13 protein-coding genes and 1 tRNA gene are annotated in these 10,388 nt (G+C 59.5%); 9 read left to right on the forward strand and 5 right to left on the reverse strand.

Annotated elements, in window-relative coordinates; genetic code table 11:
* Positions 1 to 27: 27 nt before the first annotated feature.
* Positions 28 to 1,887, forward strand: coding sequence for a tape measure protein (locus tag V2P20_RS03745; protein ID WP_331816254.1), 1,860 nt, complete (start codon positions 28 to 30; stop codon positions 1,885 to 1,887).
* Here V2P20_RS03745 and V2P20_RS03750 read toward each other — a convergent pair.
* Complete coding sequence (locus tag V2P20_RS03750) at positions 1,845 to 2,141, reverse strand: hypothetical protein (protein WP_331816256.1); 297 nt, start codon at positions 2,139 to 2,141, stop codon at positions 1,845 to 1,847. The two genes, V2P20_RS03745 and V2P20_RS03750, sit on opposite strands and share 43 nt — an antisense overlap.
* Here V2P20_RS03750 and V2P20_RS03755 point away from each other — a divergent pair.
* Genes V2P20_RS03755 through V2P20_RS03790 form a run of 8 tightly spaced genes read left to right on the forward strand, consistent with a single transcriptional unit; the run spans position 2,136 to position 7,804 of the window.
* Positions 2,136 to 3,089 (forward strand): hypothetical protein, encoded by a 954-nt coding sequence (locus V2P20_RS03755; protein ID WP_331816258.1) that lies wholly within the window; start codon positions 2,136 to 2,138, stop codon positions 3,087 to 3,089. The two genes, V2P20_RS03750 and V2P20_RS03755, sit on opposite strands and share 6 nt — an antisense overlap.
* Entirely contained in the window at positions 3,086 to 4,195 is a 1,110-nt protein-coding gene (locus V2P20_RS03760; RefSeq protein ID WP_331816260.1) for a phage baseplate assembly protein, read from the forward strand. Before V2P20_RS03755 ends, V2P20_RS03760 begins: the two co-directional genes overlap by 4 nt.
* Positions 4,192 to 4,692, forward strand: coding sequence for a phage baseplate assembly protein V (locus V2P20_RS03765; RefSeq protein ID WP_331816262.1), 501 nt, complete (start codon positions 4,192 to 4,194; stop codon positions 4,690 to 4,692). Before V2P20_RS03760 ends, V2P20_RS03765 begins: the two co-directional genes overlap by 4 nt.
* Complete coding sequence (locus V2P20_RS03770) at positions 4,689 to 5,138, forward strand: phage GP46 family protein (protein WP_331816264.1); 450 nt, start codon at positions 4,689 to 4,691, stop codon at positions 5,136 to 5,138. Before V2P20_RS03765 ends, V2P20_RS03770 begins: the two co-directional genes overlap by 4 nt.
* A 1-nt stretch (position 5,139) precedes the next feature.
* Entirely contained in the window at positions 5,140 to 6,192 is a 1,053-nt protein-coding gene (locus V2P20_RS03775) for a baseplate J/gp47 family protein (RefSeq protein ID WP_331816266.1), read from the forward strand.
* On the forward strand, positions 6,183 to 6,764 hold the full coding sequence (locus V2P20_RS03780; protein ID WP_331816268.1) for a putative phage tail protein: 582 nt from the start codon (positions 6,183 to 6,185) through the stop codon (positions 6,762 to 6,764). The genes V2P20_RS03775 and V2P20_RS03780 overlap by 10 nt, the downstream gene beginning before the upstream one ends.
* A 9-nt stretch (positions 6,765 to 6,773) precedes the next feature.
* The gene (locus V2P20_RS03785) at positions 6,774 to 7,376 is read left to right on the forward strand and encodes a hypothetical protein (protein WP_331816270.1); all 603 of its coding nucleotides are present in this window, start codon (positions 6,774 to 6,776) and stop codon (positions 7,374 to 7,376) included.
* Positions 7,377 to 7,387: 11 nt separating this feature from the next.
* Entirely contained in the window at positions 7,388 to 7,804 is a 417-nt protein-coding gene (locus V2P20_RS03790) for a hypothetical protein (protein ID WP_331816272.1), read from the forward strand.
* A gap of 180 nt (positions 7,805 to 7,984) precedes the next feature.
* Here V2P20_RS03790 and V2P20_RS03795 read toward each other — a convergent pair.
* The 4 genes from V2P20_RS03795 to V2P20_RS03810 form a co-directional block, all read right to left on the reverse strand.
* Positions 7,985 to 8,060, reverse strand: a tRNA-Lys gene (locus V2P20_RS03795).
* A 106-nt stretch (positions 8,061 to 8,166) separates the two neighbouring features.
* Positions 8,167 to 8,742 carry an HdeD family acid-resistance protein gene (locus V2P20_RS03800; RefSeq protein WP_331816274.1) on the reverse strand — a complete coding sequence of 192 codons (576 nt, stop codon included), beginning with the start codon at positions 8,740 to 8,742 and terminating at the stop codon, positions 8,167 to 8,169.
* A gap of 365 nt (positions 8,743 to 9,107) precedes the next feature.
* Entirely contained in the window at positions 9,108 to 9,920 is an 813-nt protein-coding gene (locus V2P20_RS03805; RefSeq protein WP_331816276.1) for a M90 family metallopeptidase, read from the reverse strand.
* Positions 9,921 to 9,929: 9 nt separating this feature from the next.
* The gene (locus V2P20_RS03810; RefSeq protein ID WP_331816278.1) at positions 9,930 to 10,289 is read right to left on the reverse strand and encodes a hypothetical protein; all 360 of its coding nucleotides are present in this window, start codon (positions 10,287 to 10,289) and stop codon (positions 9,930 to 9,932) included.
* Positions 10,290 to 10,388: the final 99 nt, after the last annotated feature.

The following is a 10,388-nucleotide window of genomic DNA, read 5'->3' on the forward strand; positions in this document are numbered from 1 at the left end:
TTTGGCATGCACAGGCATTAAGGCTTCATGAGCAATCTTGATCTCCGCATCATCTTGCGCCTGGTCGATCAGGCTACGGCGCCGCTCCGCCGCGTTTACGCGGCGGTAGGCTCGATCGGCGCGCCGCTCCGTTCGGTCGCGCGCGAGGCCGGCGCGATGTCGCTGAAGATTGCGGGCCTGGCCACCGCTTCCGGTTTCGCTTTCAAGAAGCTCTTCATTGATGTGACGGCCGAGTTCGAAAACCTGTCCGTGGCGCTCGAAGCTACGGAAGGCAGCGCCGAAAAGGGTAAGAAAGCGCTGGCCTGGATCACCGAGTTCGCCAAGAAAACCCCGCTGGAACTGGAGACGACGACCAAGGCATACATGCTGCTGAAAAACGCCGGCATTAACCCGATGAACGGCTCATTGATGGCGCTGGTCGACGCCAATGCCAAGGTCAGCGGCAGCCAGGATGACATGATCGAGAAAACCCGCCAACTCGGTCAGGCCTGGATGAAAGGCAAGCTCCAGCAGGAGGAGATCAACGTGTTGACCGAGCGCGGCGTCGCGGTCGTGCCGCTGCTTGCGAAAGCGCTGGGCAAGACCGATGCGGCGGTCCTGGAGCTGGCCGGAAAAGGCAAGATCGGCCGTAAGGAGATCGCGCTGCTGTTCGAGGCCATGGGCAAGGACGCCAACGGCGCGGCCGAGAAGCAGAGCCGCACCTGGACGGGCATGACATCAACGTTGTCCGACACCTGGCAGGGCTTCGTGCGCGACGTCATGACCAAGGGCCAGGCGTTCAACTTCCTGAAGGACCGTCTGCAAAAGATCATCGATACGCTGAACTATCTGACTACGCCCGAAGGGATGAAGCAGACCCAAGTTTATGCCGACCAGCTGAGCAAAACGCTGGAAGCCATCGAGCACGGCGCGAAGGCGGCCTGGGCAGAACTGGAAGAGCTGAAGGACATGGTCGGCAGCTGGGGCAATCTGATCAAGGTCGTGCTCGGCGGGATAACCGCGATCATGGCCGGCCCCTTGCTGATGGCCGTTACCACGCTGATCGCCACATTTGTCGCCAGTCCGATCCTGCTGATCCTGACCGCAATCGCCGGCGTCGTGCTGCTTATCGTGCGCAACTGGGACACGCTGGTCGCGAAGGTCAAAAGCAGCATCGACGACATGCTGGCGCTGTTCAAACGCTGGGGCGACTACTTGGTCGACGTCATCGGCGGCGCCATCAGTGGCGTGATCGATGGCATCTTAGGGATCGGCCGCGCGATCAGAAATCTGGCGCAGCTCAAAAACCCGTTTGCGGGCGGCGAGGCGCTGTTTCCCATGCCGCCGGCACCGCGCCCGACGGTTAAAACGCCCGCGCCGAGCACGCCGGTTAACAACCTGTTGCAGTTCAAGGCGCCGGCCCCGCGCATGCCGCTGCTGTCGCTCGATGCACAACCGGAAAGCGGGCCGGTTAAACGTTCATTCGGCCCGGCCACGGCGGCGACCGCTCCGGCCGGCGAAAAGCCGCGGTCTGTTCTCGATTTCAAAGCGCCGAGTTTCGGCCAGGCCAAGGCCGCGCCCGCCGATCGCCCGGCGAACGCTCAACCAAAAGGCAAAACCCTCCTGGATTTCAAGGCCCCGAGCTTTGGGCCGGCCAAAGCCGCGCCCGCCCAGGCCGCAGAGGATAAACCGAAAGTTCCCTCGATCCTGGATTACCCAATGCCCACGCTGTCCGCCCAGGGCAAGCCCGCGCCGACGCTGTCGACCATATACAAGTTCGACGCCGGCGGCGAGTTGACCATCAAGATCGACCAGGAAGGCCGTCGCCGCGTAGGCGACATGAAAACTAATGACCGGCGCATGACTTACAACGTCGATGCCGGCCTGATCATGCCGGGCGCACGCTGATGGGCTGGCGGGATACCATGCAGCCGGGATCGTTTCGCGGCGTGCCGTTCAATGTGGCTGCGACCGAGGGCGAAATCGGCCGGCGCACCGTGCTGCACGAATACCCCAAACGCGACTTGCCCTATGCCGAGGATCTGGGCCGCAAGGCGCGTGAATTCACGCTGGACGCGCTGGTTCTTGGCGAGGATTACATGGCCCAGCGCGATCGTCTGGTCGAGGCGCTGGAGCAGCCAGGCCCCGGCGAGCTGGTGCACCCGTACCGGGGCCGGCTGCGCGTTTCGGTCCTGTCCGCACGGCTGTCCGAGTCGACCGAGCACGGCGGCCTGGCCCGCTTCACGCTGACCTTTGTCGAGGCCGGCGAGAACGCGCACCCGACCGCCAAGACCGACACGGCATCCGTGGTCGACGCCGCTGCCGAGGCCGCGCAGGATTTGGCGCTAGCCGATTTCGCCGATTTGTTCAGCATCGTCGGCGCCAGTTTTCTGGCCGCCGATGCGCTGGCCACGCTCCTGAGCGCCCTGACCGGCATCCGTTCAGCCGCCAACGGCCTGCTGGGTAATGACTCGATCGGTCCCGCATTCCTGTACCAGCTGACGGCCGCCGAAGGCCAGGTCGAATCCCAGCTTACGACGCCGCAACCGCTGGCGCTGTCCCTTTATGAGCCGATCAGGGATCTGGGCCGCATGGCCGGCGCCCTGCCCGGCATTGCCGCTTTACGCGGACTGTTCGCCTGGACGGCGCCGGCCAACCGCAATTATCCGCTCATCACGGCCGCGCCGACGCCGACACAGGCTAGGCAGGCCGCCAACCGCACGGCCATCACGCAGTTGGTCCGCCGTGCGGCCTTGATCGAAGCGGCCAGGGCCGCCGCCGGCGTGGCGTTCGACAGCCGCACCGATGCCGTGATCCTGCGCAATGATCTGGACGAGCAGCTGGATGCGGTCGCCTATACGGCTTCGGATAGCGTTTATCGCGGACTCATGGCGCTGCGCGTGGCGATGATTCGCCATGTGGATGCCGTCAGTCTGGATCTGAAGCCCAAAGTCAGTTATCTGCCGACCCGCACGCAACCGGCCCTGGTGCTGGCGTATCGCCTGTACGGCGACGCCATACGTGAGGCCGATATCGTCAGCCGCAACCGCACTATCCGCCATCCGGGCTTTGTGCGGGGCGGCGAGACCATCGAGGTACTGGAGTCATGAGCCAGGTGCAATTGACCGTAAACGGAAAAATCTATGCAGGCTGGGAGGCCGTGCGCATCGAGCGCGGCATCGAGCAGCTGGCCGGCACGTTCGAGCTGACCGTCTCCGACCGCTGGGCCGACATCGAGCCGGCCAAGCGCATTCCGCGCGGCGCGGCCTGCACGGTGGCCCTGGGCGGCCGCACGGTCATCACCGGTTTCGTGGACACCGTGGCCACGCGCTTTGACGCTCAGAGCCATACGGTGACTGTGCAAGGCCGTGACAAATCAGCCGACCTAGTCGACTGTTCGGCCATCCACAAGAGCGGCCAGTGGTCCGGCAAAAAGCTGGAACAGATCGCCGCCGATCTGCTGGCGCCGTTCGGCATCGGCCTGAAGGCACAGACCGACACCGGCGCACCCTTTGCCGTGTTCAGCCTCCAGGAAGGCGAGAGCGTGTTCGAGACGCTGGAGCGTGCCGCGCGTATGCGGGCCGTGCTGCTGATGTCGGATGGCCTGGGCCACCTGGTCATCACGCGCGCCGGCACGAACCGGGCGCCGGCGCCGCTGGTCGAGGGCCAGAATATTTATAAGGCTGAAGGCGAGTTCGACCAGAAAGACCGCTACAGCGATTACATCGTGAAAGGCCAGAAGACCGGCGATGACCATCAGTTCGGCGAGCCCGTCGCGCAGCAGTCGGCGCGCATCCAGGACGCCAGCATTGCCCGGTACCGGCCGCTGATTGTGCTGGCCGAGGACCAGGACGCGACCGCGACGCTGGCCCAGCGCGCTGAATGGGAGCGCAACGTCCGGGCCGGCCGCAGCACGCGCGCCGGCGTGACCGTGCTGGGCTGGGACGTGGACGGCACGCTGTGGGAGCCCAACACGCTGACCCGCTTGCAGTCGCCGTTGCTCGGCGCCGATCTGGATCTGCTGATCAGCGCGCTGACCTATGTGCAGGATGAAAGCGGCACGCTGACCGAACTGCAACTGGCCCCGCCGCAGGCGTTCGATCTGATCCCGCTGACCAAGCTGACCCGGCTGGAAAAGAAACTGCGCAAGAAAAAAGCCGAAGAAAACCTGAAGGAAAGCATCACGAAGAATCCTGAATGGGAGTGGCAGCTGTGATTCGATCCATCAATAAAGTCATGGCGCCGGCGATGCGCGGCATCCGGCTGATGGTCGGCCGCGGCGTGCTGGCGCTGGTCAATGACGCGGCCAAGATGCAGACGGTGCAGGTCAAGCTGCTCGATGGCGAGGTGCGCGACATGGAGCGTTTCCAGAACTACGGCTTCACCAGCTATCCGCAGGTCGGCGCCGAAGTGGCGGCCGTTTTTGTCGGCGGCAACCGCGACCACGGCCTGGTGCTGGCGATCGACGACCGGCGCTTCCGGCTGAAGGCGCTGCAGGCCGGCGAGGTCGCTCTCTATGACGATCAGGGCGCCGTGATCAAGTTGTCCCGGACCGGCATCGTCATTAACGGCGGCGGCCATGCGATCAACATCTCAGGCGCCGCTCAGGTCAACGTGACCGGCGGTGACGTGATTGCGGACGGCATTTCGCTGAAAACCCACAAGCATGGCGGCGTCACGGCCGGCGGCGCACAAACAGGAATCCCGGTATGAGCGATATTTTAACGGTCAGTTCAGGTCTGCCGCCCACCCTGGACTGGCAGCTGGCCGGCGGCAGCCTGGCCGCTGACGACGGCCTGGACAGTGCCGTTCTGATCAGCCTGTTCACGGACCGCCGTGCTAATGACGACGATGTCCTGCCTGAGGCCGGCGGCGATCGCCGGGGCTGGTGGGGCGACAGCTACAATCCGGACAACAAAGACCGCATCAGCAGCCGCCTGTGGCTACTGAGCCGGGAAAAGCAGCTGGCCAAGGTGCTGACGCGCGCCCAGGATTATGCCGAAGAGGCGCTGGCCTGGCTAGTGGCCGACGGCGTCGCCAGCCGCGTGACGGTCGTCGCCTCCAATCCGCGCATGGGCCTGCTGGCGCTGGACATTGCCATCGACCGTCCACAGCACCCGACCGCCCGTTACCGTTTCGAACGTTTCTGGAATTCCTGATATGCCTTTTGATAGACCCACTTTAGCCGAACTGGCCGAGCGCGCGATCAGCGATATCAATACCCGCCTGCCCGGCGCCGACGCCGGCCTGCGCCGTTCCAACCTGAACGTGCTGGCGCTGGTGCATGCCGGCGCGTCGCATGGCCTGCATGGCCATCTGGAATGGGCCGTCCGGCAGCTGATCTACGATACGGCCGAGGTCGAATATCTTGAGCGTTGGGCCTCGATCTGGGGAATCTACCGGCTGCCGGCCGCCTATGCCGCCGGATCGGTGACGCTGGCAGGCATCTCCGGCAGCGTTGTGCCGGCCGGTACGGTGTTGACTCGCGTCGATGGCGCCGAATTCAGCACCGATGCCGAGGTGACCTTCGCCGGCGCTACGGCTACGGCCAGCGTCACGGCGCTGGAAGCCGGACAGGACGGCAATACGGCCGCAGGTGCCGCATTAACGATCACGACGCCGGTGGCCGGCGTGGACGCGATCGCCACGGTTTCGGCCGGCGGCCTGGCGCAAGGCGCCGATGTCGAAGCGGACGCGGCGCTGCTGTCCCGTTTATTGACGCGTATCCGGCAGCCGCCCCACGGCGGCGCAGAGCATGACTATCTGGCCTGGGCGCTGGAAGTCCCTGGCGTGACGCGCGCCTGGGTTTACCCGCAGGAGCTTGGGCTTGGCACCGTGACCGTGCGCTTCGTGCGCGATAACGACGCCTCGCTGATTCCGGATGCGGGCGAAGTGGCGGCCGTGCAGGCGTATATCGATGAGCGCCGGCCCGTGACCGCCGCTGTCACGGTCGTGGCGCCGATCGCATCGCCGCTGGATTTCACGATTGCCGTGACACCGAACACGACGGCCGTCAAAGCCGCCGTCGAAGCGGAACTGGCCGCCATGATTAGCCGTGAAGCCGCGCCCGGCGGCACGCTGTTGCTGTCGCATATTCGCGAGGCGATCAGTATTGCGGCCGGCGAAACCAACTACACGATGACCATACCGAGCGCCGATGTGGCCGAGGCAGCCGGCTCTATGACCACGATGGGAACGATCACATGGGCTTAAGCGTCGACGACTACCTGAGCCAGCTGCAGGCGCTGCTGCCGCAGGGCGGCGCCTGGCCACGCAATTCCGGCACCGTGCAGGCCAGGCTGCTTGCGGCCTTGGCCGAAGAATTCGCGCGGGTTGATGCGCGTATCGAGGCGCTGTTCGATGAGGCCGACCCGCGTACCACGACTGAACTGCTGCCGGATTGGGAGCGCGTGGCCGGCCTGCCTGACGACTGCGTTGGCCAGCCCGCCTCGATCAACGAGCGCCGGGCTATGCTGGTGGCTCGAATCACGAATATTGGCGGCCAGTCGCGTCAGTTTTTCATTAATCTGGCACAGCAGCTCGGCTATGCGATCACGATCACGGAGTTCACGCCTTACAGCGTCAACAGTCACGTCAATGATCCCCTGTATGGTCAGCTCTGGGTGTTCGTCTGGCGGATTAATGCCGCCCAGGACACCGTGCGCCGCTTTACCGTCACCGGCCAGGTCAGCGATCCGCTGGCCAGCTGGGGCAACGAGATACTGGAATGCGCGCTCAGCCGGCTGAGCCCTGCGCATACCCTTGTGCAATTCGCCTATATATAAGGAGTAAACATGGATAATCGAAAATTTCAGGCGGCTGCGTCCGCTAGCCCGCCCGACCCGGAAGCCTCGCCGTCGACGGGCTATCCGACCGACGGCAACCCGGCTACGGCCACCCCTGCGACGATTCCGGGGGCGGCGTGGTTTCATCAGATCGGCGAAGAACTTAGGGCCGTGATCGAGGCGGCTGGATTAACGCCTAGCAATGGCGTTCTGGATCAATTATTGACAGCGCTCCGCTCGGCTGGCGTGTTTCAGACGCAACTGGCAACCGACAATAGCACCAAGGTGGCCACCACGGCATGGGCGAAGCAAGGTTTTTCCGTGTCATTGGGGGCGAATGGCTATATCGTTTTTCCGTCATGGCTGGGTGGATTGATTATTCAATGGGGCAGTTTTACCACAAGCGCAGCAGGGTACACGAACTGGACTTTTCCTATTGCATTCCCAAATGCTGTGTATAAAGTCATAGGCTCGTCAAACCAAAGCACACCGAGTACAGTTGCTGTATCCAATAACGGCGCGAATAATACGCTGACAACCGCATCTATGGCGGCCAGTTCAGGCAATTCTTATACAGCGACCAATTTATCGCTAATCGCGATCGGTTATTAAGGAGTGTTTATATGAGATTTAGCAAACAGATGGGCTGTTTTTATCCAACAGATATAAATTATCCGGTATTGCCAGACGATATTATTGACGTTTCGAATGATGATTACGACTTGGCAATGAATAGGTCTCTGGGCGACATGCTGGACCTGGTTAATGGTCGAGTTGTTATTGTGCCAAAGCCGGCACCAACGGATGACGAATTATGGAAAAATTATCAGCAGTCGGCAAAGGCGGCGTTGGATAAAACCTCTGTAACAATCGATAGGATTGCAGAGGCTGTTTCGCTTGGATTAACAACTTTTGATGCTTCTGACGTTGTAGAATTCATGCAATATAGGCGCAATTTGCGAACAATTTTAAATCAGGCGCAACCGAATGTTATTCCTGATTCATTGCCTACTGCTCCGGATTATCCTGCCGGCACGTAACTGCAGTTTGATGGATGTTTGGCTCAGCCGTTAAATTTGCAAAATTGCTGTGCCAAATATCGCGCAAATCTGTGCCAAATATCGCGCAAACGTACAGTAAATGCGGTTACATATTGGTTACATTTTCAAAGACAATAAAAAAGGGTTACAGACATTTTATCTGTAACCCTTTGATTTATATGGTGGGGCGTCAGGGACTCGAACCCTGGACCCATGGATTAAGAGTCCACTGCTCTACCAACTGAGCTAACACCCCGAATAGGAATTTAGAATAACAATTATATAATATTCTCAGCCAAAAATCCAAAACAAAAGCTTATGGACGGCAAGTTTTTTATTGTTCCCATTACAAAATGGTCAGATCAAGCGTTTCCTCCATGATGCAAGCTGATCTTGACCAATGAGCCGCCGAGAAAGATCATGTTAATCCCCAGCAGCAGGCCGAGCACCCAGGCGGCCGTGCCGGGCCAGCCGGCCCAGACGACAACGGACAGCATCAAAGCGGTAAAGCCGCTGAAAAATACCCAGCCCCAATGAGCCAATGGATGCATCATGAATGCCAGGGATATTTTTGCAATGCCTTCCACGGCAAAATACAGCGTCATCAGCATGGTTAAAGTCAGCGCGCCTTTCATGGGCTGCGCGATCAGAAAATAACCGATTATCACCTGCAGAACGCCGATAAGAAGCCACACGCCAAAGCCCGGCATCGAGCTGAAGCGGATGGCTCTGGCGATTTGAAAGATGCCGCCCAGCAGCAGTAGCCAGCCAATGAATAAGGCGATGGCTATGGTGAAAACCTGCGGCACGATGATGGCCGCTATGCCGAGAATGATAAAAAAAGCACCTTCCGCCAGGAAGAACTTCCAGTGCATCTGGAGATATTCCTGCATTCTCTGTTGCATTTCCCGAATTTCGATTTCAATTCTATCGGCCATTATTCATCTCCTCATCAATATTAAACACAACAAATGCCGCAACCTTTGATTTCTGCAAGCGCCCTCTCCTTCCGGCTGATTGGCAGGCAATCATTTACCAAGGCTAAGCTACCTCTTCAAATCGACATTATCAGTTTCTAAACCGCCAACATTAATAACTGATATTAGGCATGGGCTGTTTTTTATCCTGATTGCCGCGCTTTTCATTCAACTCACGGCGGACCTTGTCGCCTGAATAGTGATGCGCGTGTAGGTGCGAATTCACTTGTGCCCCTTGCGGGTATTCGCACTTAACCCTATTTAAAAATAGCAGCGTTTCGGGTCGAATGAATTCGACCTTACAGCTGAATTCAAGCCTTCATTCATCACTCCGCGGCCTCATGAATCGGCTGGTCAGCTGTTTTATTCGCGTAAATCCGGCTTAATGGGTCCTGCCGGTAATAAAGTTGCAATTGCCGGTATACGTCGCAGAAGTGCGCATGCAGAATATCTGGCGCGCAGAAAAAGTATTCGCTGAACACGGCAAAAAACTCGGCAGGGCTGGTCGCCGCATACGGATCGACACAAACCTCATGATGGCGTTCAAGGCGATGATTCAATGCGGCATAGGCCGTGCTGAATGCATCGGTCCAGGGCGGCACGGGCATGGCCACATGCAGCGGCGGTATGCCGTTGGCGCTGCCGTCCAGCATGTCCAGTTTGTGCGCGATTTCATGAATGATCACGTTGTGCCCTTCATGACCTCTTTGAGTGTCCTGCTCGATATCGCGCCAGGACAGGATCACCGGCCCACGCGACCACGATTCGCCGCTTAATACCCTATCCTGATAATGGACGATGCCCATCTCGTCAACTTCCTCGCGGCTGACCCGAAAAGCGTCGGCGTAAATCACCACATCGCTCCATGCCGAAAACAACCCGATTCCCAAATGCAGAATCGGCAGACAGGCTATGGCCGCCACCTGAACGCGCATCGCCTCGCTCACCTCAAAACCCTGCGCGCCGTAAATCCTTTTGTCATGCAGAAACAATGTGCTCAGTTCGCGCAGATGCGCTTTTTCGACTGAAGCCAGTCCCTGCAGCACGGCCAGCTTGGCTGTGACAACTTCCCATACGTCATGCTTGATCGGGTAGCGGTGCAGGATATACCGGACCCGTGCGCGTCTAAGAATATTCATCGGCAAAAATCAGACCTGTTTATCGCCACCCAATGACATGAGTATGACAACCAGAAAAATAACAGCCAGCACCGGCCACAAATAAGGCGCTATGATGAAAATCCCCAGCGCTACAAATAACAATGTGCCCAGAAACAGCATCATGCCGACGCCCAAAAACAACAACAGCACGAGCAAGCCGGTAAACAACAGCGTGAGCAGCAAGGTCGGGATCGCCGTTAGCCGGGCCAGGGGCTCGGCGACCGGATGACCGTTAATAGTGAGACTGAACTGGCCAAGCTCGGGATGCAGATAATAGCTCAGGCCGGCTATGAGTAGGCCAATTGCCAGGAGCTTGATGATCAAGTGAGTATTTTTTTTTCGTTTCATAAATGTTGGTGTTCTCCAATACCGCGTAGGTCGGGTTAGCGCAGCGTAACCCGACGCATCGGAGTTGCAGATGTCGGGTTACGCTGCGCTAACCCGACC

Origin of the sequence: Methylobacter sp. Wu1 (assembly GCF_036553575.1) — a bacterium.
Classification (GTDB): domain Bacteria; phylum Pseudomonadota; class Gammaproteobacteria; order Methylococcales; family Methylomonadaceae; genus Methylobacter.

Bases quoted from the DNA above. Each gene is read 5' to 3' on its own strand.
- V2P20_RS03785 (WP_331816270.1), top strand. From the start codon at position 6,774: ATGGATAATCGAAAATTTCAGGCGGCTGCGTCCGCTAGCCCGCCCGAC.
- V2P20_RS03810 (WP_331816278.1), bottom strand. From the start codon at position 10,289: ATGAAACGAAAAAAAAATACTCACTTGATCATCAAGCTCCTGGCAATT.
- V2P20_RS03790 (WP_331816272.1), top strand. From the start codon at position 7,388: ATGAGATTTAGCAAACAGATGGGCTGTTTTTATCCAACAGATATAAAT.
- V2P20_RS03745 (WP_331816254.1), top strand. From the start codon at position 28: ATGAGCAATCTTGATCTCCGCATCATCTTGCGCCTGGTCGATCAGGCT.
- V2P20_RS03805 (WP_331816276.1), bottom strand. From the start codon at position 9,920: ATGAATATTCTTAGACGCGCACGGGTCCGGTATATCCTGCACCGCTAC.
- V2P20_RS03775 (WP_331816266.1), top strand. From the start codon at position 5,140: ATGCCTTTTGATAGACCCACTTTAGCCGAACTGGCCGAGCGCGCGATC.
- V2P20_RS03800 (WP_331816274.1), bottom strand. From the start codon at position 8,742: ATGGCCGATAGAATTGAAATCGAAATTCGGGAAATGCAACAGAGAATG.
- V2P20_RS03770 (WP_331816264.1), top strand. From the start codon at position 4,689: ATGAGCGATATTTTAACGGTCAGTTCAGGTCTGCCGCCCACCCTGGAC.
- V2P20_RS03760 (WP_331816260.1), top strand. From the start codon at position 3,086: ATGAGCCAGGTGCAATTGACCGTAAACGGAAAAATCTATGCAGGCTGG.
- V2P20_RS03780 (WP_331816268.1), top strand. From the start codon at position 6,183: ATGGGCTTAAGCGTCGACGACTACCTGAGCCAGCTGCAGGCGCTGCTG.